26 protein-coding genes and 1 pseudogene are annotated in these 24,532 nt (G+C 53.5%); 14 read left to right on the top strand and 13 right to left on the bottom strand.

All coding sequences use genetic code 11. The annotated features are described in order from the left end of the window. The first annotated feature begins 21 nt into the window (after positions 1-21). Positions 22-441 (top strand): OsmC family protein, encoded by a 420-nt coding sequence (locus PSCS_RS06195; RefSeq protein WP_068810912.1) that lies wholly within the window; start codon positions 22-24, stop codon positions 439-441. Here PSCS_RS06195 and PSCS_RS06190 read toward each other — a convergent pair. The 10 genes from PSCS_RS06190 to PSCS_RS06145 all read right to left on the bottom strand — a co-directional run bounded on the left by PSCS_RS06190 (position 431) and on the right by PSCS_RS06145 (position 9,658). After that, the gene (locus PSCS_RS06190; protein WP_068810911.1) at positions 431-1,261 is read right to left on the bottom strand and encodes an HvfC/BufC family peptide modification chaperone; all 831 of its coding nucleotides are present in this window, start codon (positions 1,259-1,261) and stop codon (positions 431-433) included. The genes PSCS_RS06195 and PSCS_RS06190 overlap by 11 nt on opposite strands. Beyond that, on the bottom strand, positions 1,258-2,079 hold the full coding sequence (gene bufB / locus PSCS_RS06185) for an MNIO family bufferin maturase (RefSeq protein ID WP_068810910.1): 822 nt from the start codon (positions 2,077-2,079) through the stop codon (positions 1,258-1,260). The genes PSCS_RS06190 and bufB overlap by 4 nt, the downstream gene beginning before the upstream one ends. Positions 2,080-2,167: 88 nt before the next feature. After that, on the bottom strand, positions 2,168-2,686 hold the full coding sequence (locus PSCS_RS06180) for a hypothetical protein (RefSeq protein WP_068810909.1): 519 nt from the start codon (positions 2,684-2,686) through the stop codon (positions 2,168-2,170). A gap of 199 nt (positions 2,687-2,885) precedes the next feature. Further along, positions 2,886-3,494: an SCP2 sterol-binding domain-containing protein gene (locus PSCS_RS06175; RefSeq protein ID WP_068810908.1), complete on the bottom strand. Its 609-nt coding sequence runs from the start codon at positions 3,492-3,494 to the stop codon at positions 2,886-2,888. Positions 3,495-3,497: 3 nt separating this feature from the next. Next, a complete protein-coding gene (gene ubiE / locus PSCS_RS06170) occupies positions 3,498-4,283 on the bottom strand; it encodes a bifunctional demethylmenaquinone methyltransferase/2-methoxy-6-polyprenyl-1,4-benzoquinol methylase UbiE (RefSeq protein ID WP_068810907.1) in 786 nt (261 codons plus the stop codon). After that, positions 4,280-4,702 carry a gamma-butyrobetaine hydroxylase-like domain-containing protein gene (locus PSCS_RS06165; RefSeq protein WP_068810906.1) on the bottom strand — a complete coding sequence of 141 codons (423 nt, stop codon included), beginning with the start codon at positions 4,700-4,702 and terminating at the stop codon, positions 4,280-4,282. Before PSCS_RS06165 ends, ubiE begins: the two co-directional genes overlap by 4 nt. Further along, on the bottom strand, positions 4,702-6,069 hold the full coding sequence (gene hslU, locus PSCS_RS06160) for an ATP-dependent protease ATPase subunit HslU (RefSeq protein WP_397387151.1): 1,368 nt from the start codon (positions 6,067-6,069) through the stop codon (positions 4,702-4,704). The genes PSCS_RS06165 and hslU overlap by 1 nt, the downstream gene beginning before the upstream one ends. A gap of 66 nt (positions 6,070-6,135) precedes the next feature. After that, positions 6,136-6,675 (bottom strand): ATP-dependent protease subunit HslV, encoded by a 540-nt coding sequence (hslV, locus tag PSCS_RS06155; protein ID WP_068810904.1) that lies wholly within the window; start codon positions 6,673-6,675, stop codon positions 6,136-6,138. A 138-nt stretch (positions 6,676-6,813) separates the two neighbouring features. Further along, positions 6,814-7,554: an SPOR domain-containing protein gene (locus PSCS_RS06150; protein WP_068810903.1), complete on the bottom strand. Its 741-nt coding sequence runs from the start codon at positions 7,552-7,554 to the stop codon at positions 6,814-6,816. A 58-nt stretch (positions 7,555-7,612) separates the two neighbouring features. Continuing rightward, positions 7,613-9,658, bottom strand: coding sequence for a primosomal protein N' (locus PSCS_RS06145; protein ID WP_068810902.1), 2,046 nt, complete (start codon positions 9,656-9,658; stop codon positions 7,613-7,615). Positions 9,659-9,800: 142 nt separating this feature from the next. Here PSCS_RS06145 and PSCS_RS15530 point away from each other — a divergent pair, with 142 nt between their 5' ends. Together PSCS_RS15530 and rpmE are read left to right on the top strand one after the other, a co-directional pair. Then, entirely contained in the window at positions 9,801-10,223 is a 423-nt protein-coding gene (locus PSCS_RS15530; protein WP_157885642.1) for a chorismate mutase, read from the top strand. Between the two features lie 202 nt (positions 10,224-10,425). After that, complete coding sequence (gene rpmE / locus PSCS_RS06135; RefSeq protein ID WP_068810901.1) at positions 10,426-10,635, top strand: 50S ribosomal protein L31; 210 nt, start codon at positions 10,426-10,428, stop codon at positions 10,633-10,635. Positions 10,636-10,840: 205 nt separating this feature from the next. Here the strand turns inward: rpmE and PSCS_RS06130 are convergent, their stop codons facing one another. Beyond that, positions 10,841-13,324 carry a penicillin-binding protein 1A gene (locus PSCS_RS06130; RefSeq protein ID WP_068810900.1) on the bottom strand — a complete coding sequence of 828 codons (2,484 nt, stop codon included), beginning with the start codon at positions 13,322-13,324 and terminating at the stop codon, positions 10,841-10,843. Between the two features lie 170 nt (positions 13,325-13,494). Between PSCS_RS06130 and PSCS_RS06125 the strand changes: the two genes are divergently transcribed. The 10 genes from PSCS_RS06125 (at position 13,495) to PSCS_RS06080 (ending at position 21,166) form a co-directional block, all read left to right on the top strand. Next, entirely contained in the window at positions 13,495-14,316 is an 822-nt protein-coding gene (locus PSCS_RS06125; protein WP_068810899.1) for a hypothetical protein, read from the top strand. Between the two features lie 17 nt (positions 14,317-14,333). Continuing rightward, positions 14,334-14,864, top strand: coding sequence for a hypothetical protein (locus PSCS_RS06120; protein WP_068810898.1), 531 nt, complete (start codon positions 14,334-14,336; stop codon positions 14,862-14,864). Further along, the gene (locus PSCS_RS06115) at positions 14,821-15,507 is read left to right on the top strand and encodes a hypothetical protein (RefSeq protein WP_157885641.1); all 687 of its coding nucleotides are present in this window, start codon (positions 14,821-14,823) and stop codon (positions 15,505-15,507) included. The genes PSCS_RS06120 and PSCS_RS06115 overlap by 44 nt, the downstream gene beginning before the upstream one ends. Next, positions 15,497-15,877, top strand: coding sequence for a hypothetical protein (locus tag PSCS_RS06110; protein ID WP_068810896.1), 381 nt, complete (start codon positions 15,497-15,499; stop codon positions 15,875-15,877). The genes PSCS_RS06115 and PSCS_RS06110 overlap by 11 nt, the downstream gene beginning before the upstream one ends. Continuing rightward, positions 15,874-16,908, top strand: a complete 1,035-nt coding sequence (locus tag PSCS_RS06105) for a secretin N-terminal domain-containing protein (RefSeq protein ID WP_157885640.1) — start codon at positions 15,874-15,876, stop codon at positions 16,906-16,908. Before PSCS_RS06110 ends, PSCS_RS06105 begins: the two co-directional genes overlap by 4 nt. 58 nt (positions 16,909-16,966) lie before the next feature. Then, entirely contained in the window at positions 16,967-17,494 is a 528-nt protein-coding gene (gene aroK, locus PSCS_RS06100; protein WP_068810894.1) for a shikimate kinase AroK, read from the top strand. Between the two features lie 42 nt (positions 17,495-17,536). Beyond that, on the top strand, positions 17,537-18,625 hold the full coding sequence (aroB, locus tag PSCS_RS06095; RefSeq protein WP_068810893.1) for a 3-dehydroquinate synthase: 1,089 nt from the start codon (positions 17,537-17,539) through the stop codon (positions 18,623-18,625). A gap of 109 nt (positions 18,626-18,734) precedes the next feature. Beyond that, a complete protein-coding gene (hemE, locus tag PSCS_RS06090) occupies positions 18,735-19,799 on the top strand; it encodes a uroporphyrinogen decarboxylase (protein WP_068810892.1) in 1,065 nt (354 codons plus the stop codon). Next, on the top strand, positions 19,771-20,301 hold the full coding sequence (gene folK / locus PSCS_RS06085) for a 2-amino-4-hydroxy-6-hydroxymethyldihydropteridine diphosphokinase (RefSeq protein WP_157885639.1): 531 nt from the start codon (positions 19,771-19,773) through the stop codon (positions 20,299-20,301). The genes hemE and folK overlap by 29 nt, the downstream gene beginning before the upstream one ends. A gap of 79 nt (positions 20,302-20,380) precedes the next feature. Next, on the top strand, positions 20,381-21,166 hold the full coding sequence (locus tag PSCS_RS06080; RefSeq protein WP_068810891.1) for a TonB-dependent receptor: 786 nt from the start codon (positions 20,381-20,383) through the stop codon (positions 21,164-21,166). Positions 21,167-21,245: 79 nt separating this feature from the next. Here PSCS_RS06080 and bioA read toward each other — a convergent pair whose 3' ends face one another. Both bioA and PSCS_RS06070 read right to left on the bottom strand, forming a co-directional pair. Next, positions 21,246-22,523 carry an adenosylmethionine--8-amino-7-oxononanoate transaminase gene (gene bioA, locus PSCS_RS06075; RefSeq protein ID WP_068810890.1) on the bottom strand — a complete coding sequence of 426 codons (1,278 nt, stop codon included), beginning with the start codon at positions 22,521-22,523 and terminating at the stop codon, positions 21,246-21,248. Positions 22,524-22,553: 30 nt separating this feature from the next. Continuing rightward, complete coding sequence (locus PSCS_RS06070; protein WP_157885638.1) at positions 22,554-23,033, bottom strand: ComF family protein; 480 nt, start codon at positions 23,031-23,033, stop codon at positions 22,554-22,556. Positions 23,034-23,496: 463 nt separating this feature from the next. On the opposite strand from PSCS_RS06070, the pseudogene bioB reads away from it, so the two are divergent. After that, positions 23,497-24,438: pseudogene (bioB, locus tag PSCS_RS06065) on the top strand (biotin synthase BioB); the annotation flags it as partial. Positions 24,439-24,532 lie beyond the last annotated feature (94 nt).

Below are 24,532 nucleotides of genomic sequence, written 5' to 3'. Positions count from 1 at the left end.
GTTATATATCCAGGAGGATACATGAAGGCTACGGTGCGCTGGGTGAATAATGCCATGTTTCTGGGTGAATCCGGAAGTGGTCACACGGTGGTAATGGACGGTCCAGAAGATAGTGGCGGACGCAACCTGGGTGTGCGTCCGATGGAAATGCTGTTGCTGGGCACTGGCGGCTGCTCCTCGTTTGATGTGGTTAACATCTTGCGTAAAAGCCGGCAGGATATCGTCGACTGTGTCGTTGATATGGAGGCAACACGAGCTGATGGGGTACCTGCAGTTTTTGAAAGTATTCATATGCACTTCAAGGTGACTGGCAATAACCTGAGTGAAAAGCAGGTAGAGCGGGCAGTTCATCTGTCAGCAGACAAATACTGTTCGGCGTCGATTATGCTTGGTGAAGCTGGTGTGAAGGTGACTCACAGCTTTGAGATTGTTACGCCCTGATCGTTTGCTGGTGCAGTAATTCAAGGTCGATGGCCTGAAGCAAATAATTCAGGCTTTTGGCCGGTACGTCAGTTTCTGAGTCATGCTGTGAGAGGTATTCGCACAGCTCCGCAAAGTTCTTGCCCTCCTTAAGCAGAGAAATGAAGCCGGCAAATGTCGGGCTGACCTGTTGAAAGTGCATCTTGTAATTCTGGCGACGAATTAACAGGTGCCGGGGGTGCTGGTCAGTAAAAGCAGGCACCGGGAAATCGGCGCCGCCCGGTTTGGCGCCAGGTTGTTTGCGATAGTCCTGGATCTTCAGCCAATAGGTTTCCAGGTCAAAGTCTACCTCCATCAAGGTCCAGTCTCCGGTATCAGTCCAACTCAGCTTAGCCCAGTCTTCTGCAGGGTTGTTTTGCAACTGCTCTCTTGAGTAGTGAGGTAAATCCGGGTTCTCAAAAAGTTCGACCAGGCGTGTTTCCAGCGCTATCAACTCCAGTAATGCCGGCAGGCCACGATACGGGTCATGTTGTCGACAATAGGTTAGCAGGTATGCTCCCAGTTGGCTCATGGGGCCGGGCTTAGGAGGGTGCTTCTCAAGGTAGCCTAGCCACAGTTGCTGGTGAGCGGCATCGCCCAGCGTGTAATAAGTGACCGGGTAGAGTTCAGAGGCCGCCTGCAGTAATCTTCCTCGGTAGGCATTCTGGTATATGCCCAGCGCATCGTTGACTGATAACTGCTGGTGCGGCGCCATCAGCTTTTCCGCTTCTGTCGGAGCAGCAGAGCCGGGGGTATCCACTATCCAATGCCAAAAGGCAGCCTGTTCTTCCTGCCAGGTCATGACAATTCCTGCAGGGCCCGGGCTTGTAATTGCCGGGCATGGTCAAGCTCTTTGATCAGTTCGGTCATCTCAGGGATATCATCATCTCTTTCCAGCAAGGTTGCTGTTTTGCCAAAGCGCTGACAGGCATGCTGGTAAAGCGCCCAGACCGGATCACTGACCGGGTGGTCGTGAGTATCAATAATATGTGTTGTATTGTGCGTGTGACCGGCCAGGTGAAACTGCTGTACGGATTCAGGCGCGATGGCATTTATCTCGCGGTACGGATCCAGGCCGAGATTAAAACTGCTCACATAAACATTATTGACGTCCAGTAGTAAGCGGCATCCGGTTTGTTTCGTCAGTGCATTGATAAAGTCGGCTTCTGTCATGTCGGCGGACTGAAACTGTAAATACATCGAAGGATTTTCCAGAACCACCGATTGCTCAAGATAATCCTGAATGCGGGATACCTTGTCCGCCACCAGGCTGAGTGTTTCCTGGTTGTAGGAGATGGGCAGCAGATCGTGCGAGGTGTGCCCGTGCAGCCCGGTCCAGCAAATATGGTCGGAGATCCAGGCAGGCTCTATTTCCCGGGCCAGGTCACGTAGTTTATCAAGATAGGCATAATCTGGCGCTTCGTCGCTGCCGATATTGAAGGACAGACCGTGTAAAACGATGGGGTAGTGTTCTCGTACCTGGCGCAGGATCGCGCGAGGGCGTCCGCCGGGGGCAAGGAAGTTTTCAGTTATCACCTCAAACCAGTCCACTTCAGTGGGCTGCTGATTGAGTACCTGATCATAATGCGGGCTGCGCAGCCCAAGTCCGAAACCCAGCATGTGAATGCTCAATAGAGAAGGGAGTTGCGTCAAAAACGCCAGGCATGAGCCTGGTCAGGGGTAACTGGCCAGGCTGGCTGCCTTGAGATTACAGTGAGGACAGAACTGTACCGCCAAGCTTTTCACAAAGCTGGTCAGACAGGGCTTTTTCGCCACTGTAAATGCCAACAAATCCGATACCATGGCAGGTATTCTGTCCAGCGCCATTCGGATTGTCATTGCCTTTACAGGCACTTAGGCCCGCACAGGTGAACACGTCATTACAGTAGGTGACTTTGACCGCATCACCTGCAAGGCTGGCTTCTGCTGGTGCCGTGGCTGCAGTGGCTTCTGTACCACCAGCGAATTGACACAGTGCCGCTGAAAAAGCATCGTTACCGCTGGAAATAGCAACAAAGCCGCTACCATCGGTGTTTTGCCCGGCGCCTGCAGCGTTGCCAACGCCGTTACAGGCGCTTTGACCTGCACCATGCAAATCCTGACAAACGCTGATTTTGACGGGTTCTTCGGCATTGTTGTTGCTGACATCAATGCCTGCGCCAGCATGCCCAGCCATCATCAGGGCGGCGGCCGCTGTGGCCATGGAGATTCCATCCGTCTTTTTCATTGCTAACCTCTTTATTGCAAAGCTATTCATTGCAAACTCTCCCGGTGATCCGCCTGTATGGCCGATCTTGCATAGTTGTCATTGTGCATGCCCGGGACTGAATCCCGGCTTAATCGCATGACGGGTCGCAGCATTGCTGTGATATGACGTTATGTGACTCTGATTATCGATATATTACTTGTTAAAACAAGTCTCTGCGTCAATTTGTCACATGTTTGTGGAGCATGTGTTGAGTTCTGGCTTCCAGTCGATCCAGCCGCAACCGCAAGGCTGTCAGTTGTTCCTGTTGTTGCCGGAATGCATCGCGTGCCGGAAAAAGACCGGATTCGTCCCGGAAATATTCACGCATGTTGGCAGGGCCATGACGTTGCACCTGTTTCAGCCCCTGGCTGAAAGGTGCAGAGACTATACTCAGGGCTTCGACAGCCGGATGATCGAAAAAGTCACGCCAGTCCAGGTCGAGTTGGCGCAGTACGCCGTAGAATGCGTGCAAGCGATGCACATCGCCGCGCACATCCAGCCCCGGGTCGTACAAGGCTGATGCCGGCTCCGGATGAAACAGCAGGCCCAGCAGTGCTGTTACGTTGCCGGAAAGAACGGTATCGGCTGAATCGGGTTTATGACTCAGAATCTGCAATCGATCAGCGTCAAGGGATAGTGCAACCGTCGACGTGTTATGCACCTCCAGCTGCAGGGTATAGTCACCGCAGGCATTGTGCAGCTTCTGAATGATGGCCGGGTCACGGGATAAAAACTGTGCCAGCAGTAAGTTAATGGGACGTAATAATGTGAAGCTCAGCAAACCCATGGGTTAACGTTTAAAGCCAACATGGATAGCACTGATGCCGCCAATCAGGTTGTGATAGCGGCAGTCAGCAAAACCGGCCTCTTCCATCATTTCCTGTAGTGTTGCCTGGTCAGGGTGCATGCGGATGGACTCAACCAGGTATTGGTAGCTGTCGGCATCGCCGGTCACGGCTTTGCCAGCGACAGGCCATAGCCTTGACCAGGCGTCATAGGCCTTGCCCAGCAACGGGTTCACAGGTTTGGAAAACTCAAGCACCAGGGCTCTGCCACCTGGTTTCAATACCCGATACATGGAACGTAATGCCTGTTCTTTGTCAGTGACATTACGCAGGCCGTAGGCAATGCAGATGCAATCAAAGGAATTGTCGGCAAAGGGCAGGCATTCGGCATTAACCTGGGAAATATTGACGTTGCCGGATATGCCTTTGTCGAGCAGGCGGTCGCGCCCCACATCCAGCATGGAAGCGTTAATGTCGGCGAGCACAACATGCCCTTCATCACCTACCAGTTTGGCAAACTTCATGCTGAAGTCACCGGTACCACCAGCCAGGTCCAATACTTGTTGGCCTCGGCGTACGCCGCTTAATTCGACGGTGAACTGTTTGATAATCCGGTGAGAGCCCATAGAAATCAGGTCATTCATCAGGTCATAGCGTTTGGCTACGGAATGAAATACCTGGCCTACACGCTCGGCTTTCTCACCCTTAGGCACAGTTTCATAGCCAAAGTGGGTGGTTTCGCCGTTTTTGTCGGCATTGGTATTGATAGCTGTCGGGGTTTCTTCTCTCATCTCTGATCCCTGTTGTGGGGATCCACAATGTTAATGACTTGCACGGCATTGCGCAATTCGACTGTGTCGTCATCACGGTTTTTGCCGGCGTTCTTTAAGCGTTCAAGATACTGTTGCCAAAGTTGCTGCTGGTTTTCGCCAAGTGAGTGCAGGTATTCCCAGTGATAAATACCGGAATGATGTCCGTCGCTGAAGAACAGCTGAATGGCGTAGTGGCCAACAGGCTGTATGTCATCAATGGTGACATGGCGTTTGCCGCTGACCAGTTCACCCGGGCTGTTGCCGTGTCCCTGCACATCGGCTGACGGGGCATGGACACGGAGTAATTCGGCTGGTAGCTGAAAGTGAGTGCCGTCAGCGTAATCCAGCTCCAGCACCGCAGTGCGGCGCCGCAGCCGGATGTCAGACGGCACTGTCATCAGAGAATAAACCGGCTGAGATCTTCGTTGCCAGCCAGGTCGCTCAATTGCTTGTCGACATATGTGGCATCGATAGCCAGTGTCTTGTCATCGCCAACAGAAAGATCCGCAGCACTGAAAGAGACTTCCTCAAGCAAGCGTTCCATGATGGTATGCAGGCGTCGGGCACCGATGTTTTCGGTGCGCTCGTTAACTTCCCAGGCTGTTTCGGCCAGGCGACGAATGCCGTCTTCGGTAAAGTTGACACTCAAACCTTCAGTCGCAAGAAGTGACCGGTATTGCTCAGTCAGCGATGCGCGAGGTTCGGTCAGGATGCGCTCGAAGTCCTGTGCGGTCAGTGCATCCAGTTCCACACGAATTGGCAGGCGACCCTGTAGCTCAGGAATCAGATCGGAAGGTTTGGACAGGTGAAAAGCACCGGAAGCAATAAACAGAATATGGTCTGTTTTGACGCTGCCATATTTGGTTGTCACCGTTGAACCTTCAATCAACGGCAATAAATCACGTTGCACGCCTTCGCGGGACACACCGCCCTGGCTGCCACCGCCTTCGCCGCCACGCTCGGTTACCTTGTCGATCTCGTCAATAAAGACGATACCGGTTTGCTCAGTCACTTCGATGGCGCGGGTTTTGATTTCTTCCTCGTTGACCAGTTTGGCCGCCTCCTCGTCTTTCAATTGACGGAAGGCAGCTTTAATCGGCATGCGACGGTTACGTTTGCGACCCGTGTTCATGTTGGAGAACATATTCTTCAACTGGCTGGTCATTTCCTCCAGGCCAGGTGGAGCCATGATTTCCACACCGCCCGGGTTGTCACTGACATTGACCTCAATTTCCTTGTCGTCCAGTTCCCCTTCACGCAGCTTTTTGCGGAAGATCTGGCGCGTGGAGGATTCCTGGTCGCGCTTGCCGTCTTGTTCGCTGACGTCAGTGCCGCTGCTGTTTGTGTTGCTGTTGCTGGCGGGAGGCAGCAGGGCATCAAGAATGCGTTCCTCTGCTGCATCTACAGCGCGGTGACGTACCTTGCGCATCTCATCTTCGCGTAGCATTTTTACAGCGACATCGATCAGGTCGCGAACAATTGATTCGACGTCGCGACCGACATAGCCCACTTCGGTGAACTTGGTGGCTTCAACTTTGATGAACGGCGCATTGGCCAGGCGTGCCAGACGTCGGGCAATTTCGGTTTTGCCGACGCCGGTAGGACCTATCATCAGAATGTTTTTCGGCGTGATTTCCTGGCGGATGTCGGCGTCCAGCTGCATGCGGCGCCAGCGGTTACGCAGTGCAATAGCAACAGCTCGCTTGGCCGATTTCTGGCCGACAATATGTTTATCCAGTTCAGACGCGATTTCGCGCGGTGTCATGATACTCATGCGGTAAATCCTGTATACCTTTTGATTGAGCCAGCTGTCTCAGGCTGGCGGTAGTCATCAATAGTCCAGTTGTTCGACGGTGTGTTCGTGGTTGGTGTACACACAAATGTCGGCGGCAATACCCAGGCTTTTTTCGACAACATCCCGGGCGGGCATGTCTGTGTTGTGGTAGAGCGCCCGGGCAGCAGAAAGTGCAAAGGAGCCGCCGGAGCCAATGGCCATCAAGCCGTCTTCCGGCTCGATCACATCACCATTACCGGTGATGATCAGCGAGGCATCCTTGTCAGCGACGATCAGCAGTGCTTCCAGGCGGCGTAATGAACGTTCCGTGCGCCATAGTTTTGCCAGGCTGACAGCCGCTTTGACCAGTTTGCCGTGGTGCTTTTCCAACTGCTCTTCAAAACGCTCAAACAGTGTAAAAGCATCCGCTGTGCCGCCGGCAAAACCGGCCAGTACCTGGTCTTTGTATAGTCGTCGCACTTTTCGGGCATTGCCTTTCATGACAGTGTTGCCCTGAGATACCTGCCCGTCGCCGCCGACAACAACTGTGTTGCCCCGGCGAACCGATACGATGGTCGTTCCGCGGTATTGCTCCAAACCCTTTCTCCTTGCTAAACGCGAATTACTTTGGGGATTGAATACCTAGGTTGGGGCATTCCTGGGAGATTCAAGGCTTGGCAATGCGTTGTTAAAAGGGGGGCGTTTGTTTGCTCTCAAGGTGATCGCCAGCAGCGGTTATTCGCTGCTGGGAGGTGACAGTGTGATTCGCATGGTATCGATGCTGTTGCTGCGCAGGATTTGCTCTGCTCTTAGCATGTCGTCGCGTGAGGCATAAGGCCCGGCCTGAACAAGAAACAGGGTTCGCCCCGGCATGCTTTCCTGCCGGATTTGTGCGCTTAATCCCAGGTTGAGCAGACGGTTTAACTGGGCCGTTGCCGTGTTCTGCTGGCGAAACGCACCAGCTTGCAGCATATAGCTGCCGCTGCTAAGGGAGGCGGGTACATTCCTGGCTGTCGCCGTTACGGTAGCGACGGTTTCCTGCTGCGAGGAAGCGGTTTCGGTCTCAACTTCTGCGCTGCCTGGCTCTGCTGACTGTTCTGCTTGTTGGTCGCGGGGTCGGGCACCTTCGACCGGGGTGACGTCGACAACGACCTCATAGTCAGGTAGCTCCCGGTAGAACTCAAGCTGTAATCGAGCTGCTTCACGCTGTAACTCGTCAGTCAGTTCATCGCTCTCACTGGTGGCAGTTTGGCTCGGTTGGGTGGAGTTTCCGGGTTGCTGGTTGTCGCTGGCCCAGTTTTGTCCGGGAGGGGGCGGTAGCTGACCACTCATATACACGAGCATTGCTATAAATAGGCCAACCACAATACCTGTGAAGACGCCGATCATTAATATGACGAGCCCCGAAGACTTCGGTGGCGGGTTACTCTCAGCCAGTGGTGTGCGGCTGCGGCGTTTTGCAAAATCCTGATCCATGTTCGCTATTATCCCTGTCCCCTGATGAGGCGGTCAATTACCCTTTTCAATTCGAAGTCTACAGCATGTCCAGCGGGTCGACATCAACTGACCATCGAACCCGACGGCTTTCGCTGCGTCCTTCGAGGATCTGGCAGACGGGCGTCAGCAGCGACTGTAAAACAGACCGCGATGAGCTTTTAAGAATCAGATGTTGTCGATATCGGTTGGCCCGCCTTTCCATTGGCGCGGGAAGGGGGCCGTGAACTTCAATGTCATTAAGCTGTTGTGAATGTATCTGGCTGTTGATGACCTGTCTGGCGAGAGTCAGATAACGCTGCGGTGCTGCCATGCTGACAGCTTCGGCACGGATGATGACAAGATAGCCATAGGGCGGCATGGCTGCCGCCTCTCTTTCGTTTAACAGCGTCCTGGCCAGGGCATGATAGCCGTCGTGGACCAGCGTTTGCAGGCTCTGGTGCTCAGGGTTGGACGTTTGTATCAATACCTCGCCCGGCTGGCTGGCGCGCCCGGCCCGGCCTGCCACCTGAATAAGCATTTGTGCCATGAACTCCTGACCGCGAAAATCAGCACTGAACAGGCCGTTGTCGGCATCAAGTACGCCCACCAGGGTGACCCCGGGCAGGTGATGGCCTTTGGCGATCATTTGCGTGCCAACCAGAATACAGGGCTCACCATTATTGATCTGCTTGAGGATACGCTCCAGCTCTCCTTTACGTCGGGTGGCATCCCGGTCAAGGCGCAGTACGGGCGTATCCGGAAATGCAGTGGCAAGTGCGGACTCACACTGTTCTGTGCCGGTGCCGCCAGTTCCCAGAGATTTACCCTGGCAGTCAGGACAGTGGTCGGGGACGGGCTGGCGGGTTTCGCAATGGTGGCAGCACAGGTGTGGGGGTTTACGGTGAACCGTCAGGCGTGCGTCGCAGGATGGACATTCCGATGTCCAGCCACAGTCTTCACAGTGCAGAACCGGTGCAAATCCGCGACGGTTAATAAAGATCAGTACCTGGCCGCCCTGTTTCAGGTGTCTGGCCGTTGCCAGCAGCAAATCGCTACTCAGGCCGGCCTCGCTGAGTTGTCTGCGCGTGTCTACCAGTTGAAAGGTTGGCATGCTGGCTGTACCGGCGCGCTGGGTCAGTTGGATGTGCCGGTAACGCCCGGTGTTGGCGTTGTAGAGCGATTCCAGGCTGGGGGTGGCCGAACCAAGGATGACCGGTATGGATTCATGTCGCGCCCTGAGCACAGCCAGGTCGCGTGCTGAGTAGCGAAAGCCGTCTTGCTGTTTGAATGAAGCATCATGTTCTTCATCAATGATAATCAGGCCGGGCTGTGCCATCGGTGTAAAAAGGGCCGAGCGGGTGCCGATAATAATGCGTGCGACACCGCTGGCAGCTTCCAGCCAAGCGTTGAGTCGCTGGCGCGGGGTCAGTCCAGAATGCAGGATGGCGATGGCGGCACTAAAGCGCTGCCTGAATCGTTCAATGGTCTGGGGAGTCAGGCTGATTTCCGGCACCAGCATGACAGCCTGTTTGTCCTGTTTCAGGATGTGGTCAATACACTGCAGATATACTTCGGTCTTGCCACTGCCTGTCACTCCGTCCAGCAGAAAACTGTTGAATTGTCCGCTGCTGTCATTGACTGCCCGAATGGCTTCATTCTGCTGACTGTTAGGTGTGGGGATATCCGTGTCGGTTGGTGTTATCTCCGGCTGTGACGGATCGCTGTGATGACTGCGGATGCTGGCTGCGGATTTTTTTCGCAGCCCGGCAGGCAACAGACTGTGCAGGGCGTCACCAACCGGGTGCTGGTAGTAATTAGCTGCCCAAAGCCATAGGTCGAGCAGATGAGACGGAATCAACTCGTCGTGGTCCAGTACTTCAGTGATGGGACGCAGTTGAGATGTTTCAATGTCAGACTGGTCAACGATTGCGACGATGATACCGGTGAGCTCACGCGAGCCAAACGGAACCCGCACCCTGATACCAGGCTGTACGTGTGTGTTCGCGGGTATCAGGTAATCGAACAGTCTGCGCAGTGGTGAGGGGACTGCAACCCGGGCTATGCCTGAAGCGGGATGGGATTGTTGCGGTGTCCTGGCTGGCATGAAACTTCCGGGATTTTCGAATGGGTGCGGGCGCGCACAAAACAGCATGAACAGTATAACTGGTTTTAGCGCGGAGCGGCTTGCATTATACTGCCTCATTGAAGCTGCATCAGACAGCAGAAATGCAAGTGGCGGGGTAAGAATGGCAGATCAATCAAATTCGAATACATCGTCTGGAGATCAACCGGGCATGGAAAATGACCAGGGAATGGCGCAAGGGAATAAGCCGGTAGCAGCGGACGATCGTTCAGTTCGTTGGTCACCTGAAGAGTGGCGTGCAGAGTTGTTGTCGCTGAGGCAACAAATTGACCGCCTGGACCACGGGCTGGTGCTGATGCTGGCCAATCGCTTTGCGTTGACCCGCCGTGTCGGCGAGATCAAGGCGAGGGTTGGTCTGGACTCATTTGACCCCCAGCGAGAGGCCGAAAAAATTGCTGACATACGTGAGTTATGCGGCCAGCATGATGTGAACCCTGAACTGGTGGCTGATATCCTGGCGCAGATCATGCGTGAAACGGTCAGGAATCACGACAAGATTCGATCCAATTTGCAGGCTAAGCCCTGATTTAAGCAGTCTGTGGGCGTAACAGGCTTGCACAATCGCGATTCTCTGTTAAAATAGCGCCCCTTTTTCCATAGTCTTGGTGCTGTCAAGGCCACTTTGAGATAACAAAGTGAGCTATTACAGGCCATGCAGCAGGTATGGTGCAGAGTCGAATCTTCAGTATCGGCTTTGTGGCGATGCCGCACATTTATGAGGTAATACCATGAAGGCCGACATCCATCCAACATATGAAGCTTTAAAAGCGACATGCAGCTGTGGCAATGTAATTGAAACACGCTCTACCATGGGCGGTGACATTCTGCTGGACGTTTGTTCTGCATGCCACCCGTTCTACACTGGTAAGCAGAAGATCGTTGACAGTGCAGGTCGTATTGATCGCTTTAACAAGCGCTTCGGTAACCGTAAGGTCTAACTGGCCGCTGTTACTGATAGCGAGCATTGCTGGTGAGCTGATTGCTGACACCAGAATGCAACGAAAAATCCGGCAAGGACGACCTTGACCGGATTTTTTTTGTCTCGCAATTACCAACACACCTTCATACATGAAATGATGTCCTGACCGTCCCGAGGTGCTGTGGTCGCCTGCCATCTGAACTAGGATGTCCTGCCCAACCGACCTAGAAAATAATCTCTGTCGACAGGGATTCATTGCTGTTTGTTTCCTGCCGGTCATTCCGACTGGGGCTTATGGTGTTGCGTTGATTGCTCCCGGGTGCCGTTTCAGTCAGGAAAATCTCGAACATTGTATTGCTTTGATCGGGTCGGGCAAGCTGGCCGCTATCCTCATCGATCAGTCGGTCAACCAGTCCGGGCGGTCTGGCAACGCCGTGCTCGGGCCGGCCAGCCAAAGCCTCTTTCATGTAGTCGATCCAGATCGGTACGGCAACCGTTGCACCCTGTTCGGATTCACCCAGCGATTCGGGTTGATCAAAGCCAACAAACACACTGGTGGCAATATCACGGTTGAAGCCTGTGAACCAGACTTCTGCCGGGCCATTTGTGGTGCCGGTTTTGCCCATCAGGTCGGTACGGTCGAAGGCACGGTTAACCGGTCGGCCACTGCCTTCTTCCACGACTGTGCGAAGCATGGTGCTCAGTACATAGGTCACGCGTTCATCGGTGACCTGTTCGCCTATGATAATGTCGTTGGCCTGGGCGGTATTGCCGCTTTCGGCTGCAGTTTCGGCATTACTGACCTGCGGCGCAGGTAAGCCTTCGCCATCTGTTGTTGACTGCCGACCCTGACTGAGACTCTCGCTATCGACATCTTTCCATCCGGTACACAGTTCGCAGGCGCGAGGCGGGTTAGCCTCAAAGATCACGCCGTCGAAAGTCTCTATTCGTTTGATTAATGTCGACTCCAGTTTGTGTGCGCCGTTGGCGATCATGCCGTAGGCAGTTGCCATTTGCAGAGGCTGAACATCCTGGCTGCCCAGCGCTACGGTCAGGTCACTGCGCGGGAAGCGGTCAACATCAAAGCCAAATCGGCCGGCAAAACTCAGGACCTTTTGTGAGCCTAATTGATCAAATAACCGCACCGCAGGAACGTTACGGGAATCTTTGATTGCGTTGCGAAGGGTCAATGGTCCTACAAAGTTGCGCTCGTAATTTTGTGGGCGATAGTCGCCTCTTGCGAATGGCGCGTCGTTTATCAGTGTTGCCGGCGTGTAACCATTTTCAAGTGCTGCACCGTACAGAAATGCTTTAAACCCGGAGCCAGGCGGGCGGGCGGCTAATGCACGGTTGACCTGGCTGTGATTGAAGTCATAGCCACCAACCAGTGCAAGAATGTCTCCGTTGTCTGGAGATACTGAAACGATGGCACCTTCGATCTCGGGAAGCTGACCGAGTTCCCAGTTGCCATTATTACCCTCGCGTACCCGTACAAGGTCACCGACGGTAGCGACATCGCTGGCGACTTCGGGTGGTGGCCAGGCGTTGTTGCGGGAAATAAAGGGTCTGGCCCAGGACAGGCCTTCCCAGTTGATGCTGATGGTTTCACCGTTTTTCATCAGTACGTCAATGCTGCGCTCATGGACAGCTGTGACAAAGGCGGGGTGCTGATTACCTAAAACCGGGACGACATTTAATTCTTCCTGCCAGCGTTCTTCCGGCGAACTGCCAGTTGCTGGAATATTGGTTTCAGGGCCACGGTAGCCGTGGCGGCGATCATAGTAATTCTCCAGGCCGTCTACCAAAGCCTGGTTGGCTGCAAGTTGGAGTTCGCTCTGTACGCTGGTTGTGACCTCGATGCCCAGCCGGTAAATGTCGTCACCATATTGCTGGAACAGTTCCTGTCTCACCATCTCTGCAACATAAGGTGCAGGGACTTCAATGTTGCGGTAGTGACGTTGCGCAACGATGGGTTCAGACAGTGCGTTATCGCGCTGACTGCGATCAATCATGCCTTGGTCGAGCATTTTGTTGATAACGACATCACGCCTTGTTTTGGCGCGCTCAGCATCTGTGACAGGATTACAGATGGACGGGCAGGGCAGGACGGATACCAGGGTTGCCATTTCTCCCAGCGTCATTTCTTGCAGCGACTTATCGTAATACACAGAGGCCGCTGCACTGATGCCATCCGCGCCCTGACCGAAATAAACCAGGTTGAGATAGAGTTCGAGAATTTCTTCCTTGCTCAGTTCCTGTTGCAGGCGTAACGCAAAAGGAATCTCTTTGAGTTTCCTGGCGTAGACATTGTCGCTGTCAAAGGAAATATTGTTGGCAAGCTGCATGGTGATGGTGCTGCCGCCACCGAGGTTCACACCACGGATGAAACCGTAAAAGCCACGCACAAGACTGCGAAAATCAACGCCAGGATGGGAATAAAAACGGGCATCTTCGCTGGCAATCAGTGTGTTGATCATCAGAGGCGGGATGTCCTCATAGCGAACGGGGTCCCGTCTGACACCGATCTCTTCAATCAGTTTGCCGTCAGCCGTCAGAATTCGCAGCGGTGTTTCCAGCTGTACATTGCGATAGGAGTCGAGGGAAGGCAGCTGGGGTGACAGGTAAAGATAGGCAGCAGAGGCTACCATAAAGACGCCGCTCAGGCAGAATACGCCAAACCAGGTAATCCAGATAAACAGTTTTTTCATGTCACTCGCAGAGCTTGTATTGATAAGTCATCTGTATCAGACGAATAAGTATATACCGCATTCCATCTCATTGCTTGTTGTGGCCTGTATCAGTCTCACAATTCTGTCAGGCAAAGTTGACAGTTTTAAGCTAAACCCTTGAGGAAGGTCAGGCATAAAGGGATAGGTGAGTGATAGGTATTCAGTTGGATGGTGATGGGTACAGCTTGGTCGGCAAGCGTTCCCCGGGTCGGTGGAGGCCGTTCCGGCAGTCTGGGTCCGGTTCTTTTCATTGTGAAGTGGGTGTTTCAGAGTCGGACCTGCCTGCAGTCAGTAAGTGTTTGCTGTCTTTGATTGGACCGGAAAATAAGGCCTCTCTTTGTCTGGGGCCAGGTCTGGTCAAACGTTTTGAATTCACGGTGCCTGCCGAATTTTCAGCAATTAATGTCTATACCTGGGTAGAGCAGAACCTCGAATCCTGGATGGGGGAAGCCCCTGCAGACTGTTATTTTGACTATGTGCCAGCGACTAAAGACAACCGGACCGACTTCGTTCTGTATTCAGCCGAACGCTCATCTGTCGACCAGTGTCTGATGCCGCTTCGCAATGCTCACCTCAGCATCACGCGACTGGAAGTGGCTGAGCAGACTTTGCCCAGGTTGTTTTCTGATCTGGTCTGGAGGGACATCATGCTTGCAGACATTGGTGCCAGGGACACACATATCTACACAATCTCAGCAGGGTGCTGCCAGTGGCTGGGAGCGATCAGGTCACCCCTGCCGAACAGACCTGAGCATGAGGCTGTCGAGATATTTCAAGCGGGTCTTCAGCGGCTCATTGTTTCGCATAATCGTTCACCGGCAACGCTTGTGCTGGCAGGTGTGGTGGCAGTTGCAACTGCGTTGAGCCATTGGCTGCAGCCAATGCTTCCGGGTACTGATATTAGACTGGTACAGGAGGTGTCCGGTATTCCAGGGGAAGCCTTGCTGGCCACTTCTGCTGTCTTGGGTTAGTTCCCTGGGAAAAGCCAATGACGATTAATCTATTACCCTGGCGAGAAAGTTTGCATGCCCGAAGAAAGCAGTTCTTGGTCATTGTATTCACTGTAACGATACTCGGCCTGGTTTTCGCTGTGCTGGTTTGCCGGGTTTTGATGACCAGGCAGGAAGCTGCCTGGGGTGAAGAGACAGAAAGGTTGCAGAATAAGGTTGTCATCATTAAAGGGTTGGGGCAGCAAATCCAACCCGAACAGAGTAACGAAGATAACCTGCTACGGCAGATACAAACACGGGAGAATGACGCCAGTCTGAATCGGGTAAATGATCCTGTCTGGCTGTCGTGGTTGCGCGATGGATTGGCTCACCGGCGGCTGCAGATCACAAGCTGGCTGGCGGCACCGGGGCAAATTGAGATTCACCTTCAGATCAGTGATCACCGGGCGTTTTCCGGCTTAGTCGCTAAAATCAATGAATTCTCTTGGCAAATGGCTGAATTCAACACCAACGGAGAGGTAATGAATGTTGTTATCAGGACGCCGGCAGTGGATCAGGGAGCTATTTAACCGTTTCCTGGGAGGTGACGCTCTTTGGCACCTGTCGTCCAAGGCGTTCCTGGCTTTGCCCCTGGCGCTTTGCTGTGTCTCCCTGTTGTGTGCCGCCGCGGGAAGCTATGGGCTGATGATTTTGCAAACGCAGCGATTTCAGGTTGAGTGGCAAGCGCAGCATGGGCATTTTCAGGAGGCTGCAGGACAGCTCATGCCGGCGCTGGGGCAGGGCAGCTGGCTGGGCATAACCGTCATGCCAGCACTCGCTTCACCCTTGCCTGTACCGGGCCTGGGGGAGCGCTTTGCAGATATGAGAATCCTTTCCCGGCAGATTAAACGCCATCAAGTCACATCACTAAAAATTGAGCCGGTGGCTGGCGAGGGCTTAAGGCGCAAGTATCAACTTGAGTTTCACGCTGATGCCAATAATTGGGTCAGTATTTTGTCAGACCTGTCGATGTTGCCAGGGGTGCAATTACAACAGCAGAAGTGGGCTGGTGACGGTCAGGCAACATTGCAGGCTCACCTTATAGGGCATATTCCGGCAGCAGTGGTTGGGCAGGTGGGTGGAGGTGATGGTGAAACCCGTCTGTTATTGAGGGATGGGCGCCTTCAGCGTTCAGCAAAGCCGGGCGGGAGTTTTCAAAATCATGCACATTGATAAATCAGGTGGTTGGCTGAGTATTTGTTCCTTAGCGCTGGGGCTTCTTCTGGTGACCCTGGGCCCAAGTGACGTATTGGCAGCAGATACGGTGCCAGAGTCAGGCATCAGGCCGGATGAAGTCTTGCAGCCGCTGTTTGCCAAGCCGGGCTTTTCGCTGCAAGTTGAGGACGTGGAAATACGTGCATTACTGGCCTTCATTGCTGAAGAGTTCGGTTGGCAACTGCATTTGAATATCAGCGAGCACCAACTGCGCCGGGTGGTCAGCATGGCGGTTTTTGAGGATGAACTGGAGCAGGTGCTTTCAGCTATTCCCGACTCAGCTGCGGAGAAACTGGCATTTCAGTTACAGCCCCTGACTTGCTGGTGACGCTGGAAAGTGAAGGTGACGCCAATGAGGTGAGTAGTGCGGCTGAGCCAGGAGTGCCGGAAAGGCCGGTATCACTGTCAACCCGTTATTACCGCGTGCATTATGCTGACGCGCTGTCCTTGCTGGCGCTGATAAAAGAGACCTCAGGTGGAGAAGGCTGGCTGTCGGAGCGGGGCCGGGCGCAGCTGGATGAGCGAAGTAATACGATGGTCATAACTGATGAGCCAGAGAGGCTGGCTATGATTGATGTGTTACTGTCAGAGCTGGATGTACCTGTCAGTCAGGTGTTGGTGGAAGCCAGGATTATCAGCGCATCACTGGATAGTGCGCGCCAGTTGGGTGTGCACTGGCAGGCACTTGAGTTGAATGATAGCGCAGCGCAACCTTCCGCTGGCTCGACCGGGCAACGGTACCTTGCCACTGCAGCTACGACAGCCACCGCAAAGAGCAGTCAGCCTTCAGGTGACTGGCGTCTGGGGTTAGGTGACAGTCTCCAGCTTCAGGGTGGCTTTGCGACTGACCGTTTTCGGTTGGAATTGGATCTGGCCGCCATGCAGGCGGCCGGAAAAGTTGAGCTGCTGGCCCGCCCCAGTATTATGACACGAGCGAATCAGCAGGCCAGTATTCAGTCTGGTGTCAGGGTGCCATATCAATCACAGGCCGGTGGTACAGCTGGCGGGTCGGTCACGCAGTTTGTGGATGCTGTCCTGTCACTTTCGGTGTTGCCGCGAATTACTCCCGATGGCCAGGTACATATGGAACTGGAGGTCAGGCAGGATGCAGTGGCCGCCGGCAATTCCCCGGTTCCGGCTATCAATACCAATACCATCGCAACGCAGGTCAGGCTGGAGAATCATGATACCTTGGTGCTTGGCGGAATATTCAGCGATCAATTACGTGAAAATGAGGCCGGTGTACCCGTTTTGAGCCAGTTGCCAGCTGTTGGCCGGTTGTTTCGGCAAACCCGCCATTCTACCCAGCGCTCTGAACTATTGATTTTTATCACGCCCGTAATCATACCTGCGCATTGATTTAACCGCGATTCAACGGTAGATTGCCCGCTCGCAGTTTTTTGAGCACAATTCTGGCATGAGCAAGCCTGACAATATATTTCTGGTAGGCCCTATGGGGGTCGGTAAAAGCACGATTGGCCGAATGCTGGGTACGACATTGCAGCGACCTTTTTATGATTCTGATCGTGAGATTGAAGCCGTTACCGGAGCAGATATTCCCTGGATCTTTGATGTTGAAGGGGAGGCCGGGTTTCGCCAGCGAGAAATAAGAATGATTGACCAGCTATCCGCGATGAACGGGATTGTCATGGCAACCGGTGGTGGAGCCATATTGGCCCCCGAAAGCCGGCAACGCCTGCATGAGCGTGGTTTCGTGGTATATCTGAAAGCCAGTATCAATCAACAGTTTGAACGAACCAGCAAAGACAAGAACCGGCCATTGTTGCAAACTGCCGACCCTCTCACCAAGATTCGGGAACTGATGAAGTTGAGGGAACCACTCTATATTGAGACCGCGCACCTTGTGATTGATACCAATCGCCGGGGGCCACGCTCTGTTGTGCAGGAAATCATTCGCAAAGTAAGCAGTGTCAGTGATCAGTAGTACTGGCAGAACGTCCGACTAAATACGGGAAACAGAACCACCATGCTAGATATAAAAGTTGATCTGGGAGATCGAAGTTATCCGATTTTTATTGGCTCTGACCTGCTGGGCCAGAAGGATCTGCTTAAGCCCTTTATAGGTGGTCAGCAGGTATTGGTTGTCAGTAATGAAGTGGTTGCCCCTTTGTATCTGGATAATTTGTGTGCAGCCCTGCCGGATATCGATGTGGACACGTTGGTGCTTCCTGATGGTGAGCAGACCAAGTCTCTGGAGACGCTGAACCTGATTTTTGACAAGCTGATCGGTAATCGGCATGAGCGCAGTACGACTGTGATCGCTTTGGGTGGCGGTGTGACCGGTGATATGGCAGGTTTTGCCGCCGCCTGTTACCAGCGTGGCGTGAACTACATCCAGGTGCCGACGACTTTGCTGGCGCAGGTGGACTCATCGGTAGGTGGAAAAACAGCAGTTAACCACCCACTTGGCAAAAACATGATAGGTGCTTTCTACCAGCCTCAGTGCGTGATTGCCGATATTGCCGCACTAAAAACCTTGCCCGGGCGAGAGTTGCAGGCTGGTATGGCAGAGGTGATCAAGTATGGGTTGTTGGGTAATTTTACTTTTTTCGAGTGGCTGGAGACGCATATTGACAGTCTCATGGCCGGTGACAGCGACAAACTGGCTGAAGCCGTCAAAATCTGCTGTGAAGAGAAGGCACGTATCGTGGCAGCAGACGAGCGTGAGGGAGGGCAGCGAGCGCTGCTTAATCTGGGGCATACCTTCGGTCATGCCATAGAGGCTGCTATGGGGTACGGCGTTTGGTTGCACGGTGAAGCGGTCGCGACAGGTATGGTCATGGCGGCTGATTTGTCCTGGCGCATCGGCCACATCTCACAGGCTGACGCCCAGCGGGCTAAGCACCTGATAGAGCGAGCCGGCCTGCCGGTTGTGCCGCCGGCTGATATGGATGCGGAGCAATTTCTCTCCCTGATGTCAGTCGATAAGAAAGTTCAGGCTGGTCACATTCGTTTTGTGCTGATGCGTGAATTGGGCGATGCCTATGTTGATGCCAAGGTTGATGAGGTGTTGCTACGGGAAACTTTAGCGGCCGGTGAGCGGCTTTGTCAGTGAATTGCGTGTATCATACGCACCACTACTTTTAGCGAACATGACAGATGCCGCCGCGAAATCTGCAGAGTTGATTTCGGGCAGTCAGCCAGTTTAAGACCAGGAGCCAGACGTGACAGAACTGAAGAATGACCGATTCCTACGAGCACTAAGCGGAGAGGCTGTGGATGTTACGCCGATCTGGATGATGCGCCAGGCCGGGCGATATCTGCCTGAATATCGGGCAACTCGACAGCAGGCTGGCGATTTCATGAGTCTTTGTCAGTCACCTGAGTTGGCCTGCGAAGTTACCATGCAGCCTCTGCGCCGGTACGCCATGGACGCCGCCATCCTCTTTTCGGATATCCTGACTATTCCGGATGCTATGGGGCTGGGCTTGTATTTTGAACAAGGTGAGGGGCCAAAGTTTCGCAAAACTGTGCGTTCCGAGGCCGATGTTGCTGCTCTGCCCGAGCTGGATGTCACCTCCGATCTGGCCTATGTCATGAACGCTGTGTCGCTGATCCGTCGCGAACTGAATGGCAGCGTGCCATTGATTGGCTTTACCGGTAGTCCGTGGACACTGGCAACATACATGATTGAAGGCAGTGGCAGTAAAGATTTCCGTAATGCCAAAGCGTTGATGTATGACCAGCCTGAAGTGATGCATGCACTGCTGGACAAGTTGGCAGACGCAGTCACCAAATATCTCAATGCCCAAATCGCTGCAGGCGCCCAGGCTGTGCAGATATTTGATACCTGGGGCGGTATTCTCTCTACGCCTGCCTACCAGCAATTTTCTCTGCAATACATGAAAAAGATCGTTTCAGGTCTGACCCGTGAAGCGGATGGCAGGAAGGTCCCGGTCATCGTATTCACCAAAAACGGTGGCTTGTGGTTGCCAGAAATTGCTGACATTGGCTGTGATTGTGTGGGTCTGGACTGGACCATGGAGATTGGCAGAGCCCGTGAGCTGGTTGGCGACCGGGTGGCGATACAGGGCAATATGGACCCTTCCATCCTTTATGCCTCTCCTGCCCGTATCCAGGAAGAAGTGAAGCGAATTCTGGCCTCTTTTGGTCACGGCAATGGTCATGTCTTCAATCTGGGTCATGGTATTACGCCAGAGGTAAACCCGGATCACGTGACTGCCTTTGTTGATGCTGTGCATGAGTACTCTGCCCAATACCACCAGTAACTGGTTGTCAGATTGCCCTGTTGGCGCCAATATTGCGCTGGTGGGGCTTGGCGCCAACTTGCCGGCCGGACAGTCTGGGCCGGCGGAGACGTTGCGACAAGCCGTGGCGGAAATGCGTCCGCTCTCATTGCTAAACCCGCTGGTTTCACCTTTTCTGGTCACCGAGCCTGAGGATTGTCCTCCGGGCAGCCCGGTGTTTATGAATGCGGTTGCATTACTGTGCTGCTCAATTGATATCAAGCCATCTGGATTGCTGGCGTCCCTGCTGGAAATTGAAAGCAGGCTAGGCCGCAAGCGCACCGGGCTGCGCAATGAGCCGCGTGTCCTTGACCTGGATCTTCTCGCCTTTGCAGATGAGTGTTGTCACAGTGAATTTTTGACTCTCCCCCATCCTCGGGCTCACCAGCGTCGGTTTGTGCTCGAGCCCTTGTCAGTGATTTGGCCTGATTATCAGTTTCCGGGGCAAACTCAATCGGTTAAAACGTTACTTGGATCACTTTGAGCCGCTTGAACGGGCAAATTAAAGCTGTATACTGAAAGGCCGGATCAAATAAAGAATTGACGTACGGACACCGCCACCAATGACAGCCTTGCGACTCATCACGGCCAGTATTTTTACAGCGACAGTGTCGTTGTATGCGCCTGCGCTTTTAGCACAGGAGCGGGTCACAGGGTTTCAGGGGCATTCTGTTGAGGAAGCAGGTTCCGGTCAGCTGGCGCTGGATAGCTTGTCCCCTGAAGGGTTGAATCTGGAAGCATTTCCGGCACTGAAAGAAGTTGTTGATGCCTTGTCGCTGGATAGATCCCTTTCCGGTGAATCTATGGTAGATGTGCTGGCCAATCCGGCCGATTCGCGAGGTCTCGATGTTAATGCTTCCTATGTATGGGAGTCTCCCCGCTTCGGACAATTCGTATTAAGCACCAATACGACCTACCTGTACTCACCTGTCAGCGATCTTGTGGGTGACAGTCAGGAGTTGCGCTTCGGTAATCGTAGCACCCCCTCAGAAGCAGCATTGATGGGTAATATCCCTTCACTGAGCAGTAGCCTGACCTTTACCTGGCAGTTTGGTAATCACTCTGCGACAGCTGTGACCAGCTACGCCAATCAGTCCGATCTTCAACAGGGTCGGCTTAATCTCGATTCATTGAATCTGGAACAGCTGAATGAGCTGGTAGGTCAAATTGCAACGCTGGATCTGCGTTATGGCTATGAGCTGAAAACAGGTGATCAAAGCAGTGCTTCATTCTCTTTTGGTTTGCGCAACCGCTTCGATAACCAGCAACGTCTGGTGCCTGCCGCAGATGCTGCCATCAATACCGAGCCTGAGCGAATGGCTTACGGTACGATCAAGTACCAATTCTGAACGGCCACTCTGAACGGCTACTTAGATTAGCTGCCATATTTTTAGTCGCTAAACCCTCCAACATTGTGCGCGACCTGTCTCACTGGCAGGCATTGTAAATCGCACTGGTCAGTTTGCTGAGTTCCTGCGGGCTGATGATATAAGGCGGCATGATGTATACCAGTTTGCCAAATGGCCGAATCCATACGCCTTGCTCTGTCAGCTTTGACTGAAGACAGGCGGCATCAGGCTCGCTCTCCAGCTCCACCACCCCAATAGCACCGAGTACTCGCACAGATTTTACTGCAGGGAGTTGACGGCAAGGCGTTAGCTCCAGATTTAGCTGATGTTCAATGCGGCTGACGTTCGCTTGCCAGTCGCTGCTGAACAGAACTTCCAGGCTGGCCGAGGCAACCGCACAGGCAAGCGGGTTAGCCATAAAGGTGGGGCCATGCATCAGTGGCAGCCCGCTGGCAGAAATGGTTTGGGCAATTTTCTCTGTGCACAGAGTGGCGGCCATGGTCATGTAGCCCCCGGTCAGAGCCTTGCCTATGCACATAATGTCTGGCGAGATGTGGGCATGCTCACAGGCAAACAGCTTGCCGCTGCGGCCGAACCCGGTGGCGATTTCATCGGCGATTAGCAGAACGTTGTGCTTGTTACACAGCTCGCGTACCGCGCCAAGGTACTGTGGTGAATAAAAAAACATGCCGCCAGCGCCCTGTATAATTGGCTCTAGCACAATGGCAGCCACTTCTTGCTGGTGAGTCTCCAGCATTTGAGCCAACTCGGCGATGTCACCCGGATCCCACTGGGCGTCGAAAGCAACCGTCGGTGCAGGCGCAAACAGCTGGGGTGTTAAGGTTTCAGCGAACAAGTGATGCATGCCGGTCACCGGGTCGCACAGCGACATGGCGCCAAAGGTGTCGCCATGGTAACCGCGGCGCAATGCAATAAATTTCTTCTTTTCAGTCAATCCCTGGCTATACCAGTACTGTATGGCCATCTTGATTGACACTTCGACTGATACGGAGCCGGAATCGCAGAGGAAAACTTTTTCCAACCCCTCGGGTACACATTCCAGTAGTTGGCGGCATAGCCTGATGGCCGGTTCATGAGTCAGGCCACCAAACATGACGTGTGCCATGGATTTTGTCTGATCGGTCAGTGCCTGGTTCAATCTAGGATGGTTGTAACCGTGGATGGCGGCCCACCATGAGCTCATACCATCTATCAGTTCCCGCCCGTCTGCCAGAGTCAGTCGGCACCCGCTGGCTGAGGTGACCAGTTCCACTGGTTGCGGTGACATCATGTCAGTGTATGGGTGCAGGAGGTGATGATAATCGGTGTCGAGTAAAGAGAGGCTGGCTTGCTGCATATAGGCTGGTGTCGTTGAGTTGATGAGGAGTTATTGCGAATCCGGGCTGTTACTGCGAGCGATAGCCCAGACATCTATGAACGGCACCTTTGCCTGGCGCCTCAGTATGCTGGCAAGCTCCCTGGCCGTGCTGCCAGTTGTTACAACATCGTCAATGATGGCGATGTGCTTAAAACATGTCAACCTGGACGACCCGTTAAGTGAAAACATCATGCCTTCATTTTTAAGTCGCTGACGCCGGTTCAATGCCTTTTGAGGGGCCAGACTGGCACGGCGAATGATGGAGTCGGACAGGATCGGAGTGCCTAGCTGTTTGCTAAGTATCTTGCAAAGTTCCAGGGACTGATTGAAGCCTCGCAACCCAAGGCGTCTAACGTGTAATGGCACTGGCAGGAGCACTTCCGGGTAGTGTGTGTGATGACTGTAGTGTGCACAGAAAGTGTCGCTGAGTATTTTGGCCAGGCTGTAAAGCGCAGGAAAATTGCCGTTATCCTTGGCTTTGTGGATCAAGCCGGGGATAGAGTCTTGATAGGATAATGCGGCACGACATAATGAAAAGTCTGGTGGAGACTGGCGACACCGAAGGCAAAGTCCATTAGAAAATTCACTGATTTGGTCCTGGCAAATCCTGCAGCCAGGTGGCTGCCAGGGCAGTTCATCCATGCAGTTTAGGCAAATACCGGAAGAGGCTGAATGTGGCAGGTGGCAGATTTGGCAGGCAGATTGCAGGGCGCTGATGGCCAGAGGGGTAAGTGAGCGGTATCCCTTTTTGATGCTCTTATGTAAACTTATTATTGTTTTATAAGTTGACAATGTGCTTGCCCTGCCTAGAATGTCGCCTCAGTTGTTATAGCAGGGTTTATTGCCACCAGGAGTTGTTATGTCATTAGCGCAAAGGAATCTAAGTGAAATTCATAGCCCGGAGGAGGGTGTTCAACGCGCACCTGCACCAGAGGAAGCGGCTAAGCCGGCTATTCGCCATGATTGGCATCGGGCAGAGATTCAGGCGTTGTTCGATATGCCCTTCATGTCTTTGTTGTTTCAGGCACAAACAGTGCACCAGCAGTATTTTGACCCCAATCAGGTCCAGATGAGTACCTTGCTATCCATCAAAACCGGTGCTTGCCCGGAAGATTGTAAATACTGCCCACAAAGTGGCCATTACAATACCGGGCTGGAAAAAGAGAAGCTGATGGAAGTGCAGAAGGTTGTGACGCAGGCTCAGCAGGCGCGTGATAACGGTGCTACCCGCTTTTGTATGGGAGCTGCCTGGAAGCACCCGTCGGAGAAAGACTTTCCGGCTGTATTGGAAATGGTAAGACAGGTCCGGGACCTGGGAATGGAAACCTGCATGACATTGGGTCGCCTGTCAGAAACACAGGCGGAAGCCTTGGCCGAAGCTGGACTGGATTACTATAACCACAACCTGGATACCTCGCCGGAATATTACGCGGACATTATCACCACGCGAACCTATGAAGAGCGCCATGAAACTCTGTCCTATGTCAGGGACGCTGGCATGAAAGTCTGTAGTGGTGGCATCGTTGGCATGGGTGAGAGCGCTGAAGACCGGGTAGGGTTACTGCAACAATTGGCGAATATGCCCGCACATCCGGATAGCGTCCCGATCAATAACCTGGTCAGAGTGGCAGGTACGCCATTGGCTGACACGCCGGAAATCGATAACTTTGATTTTATTCGTACCATTGCTGTTGCACGTATCATGATGCCTGCCTCGTATGTGCGGCTTTCCGCAGGCAGGCAAGAAATGAATGATGAGATGCAGGCGATGTGCTTTATGGCAGGCGCCAACTCAATTTTTTATGGCGAGAAGCTGTTAACTACGCCACTGCCTGAGGAAAGCCATGACCTGCAGTTGCTTAAACGCCTGGGGATGCAGCCTGAAGCGCGAAAGTGTCAACCTCAACCGCGCACTTCTGCTTTCTACTCGGCAATGTAAACGATGTCGTTAGTAGAACCAGCCAGCCAGACCGGCCAGGAGAGCCAGG

Origin of the sequence: Pseudohongiella nitratireducens (genome assembly GCF_001642735.1) — a bacterium.
In the GTDB taxonomy this organism is placed as follows: domain Bacteria; phylum Pseudomonadota; class Gammaproteobacteria; order Pseudomonadales; family Pseudohongiellaceae; genus Pseudohongiella; species Pseudohongiella nitratireducens.
Note: the sequence above shows the minus strand (reverse complement) of the source record. Positions and strands in the feature narration are given on the sequence as shown.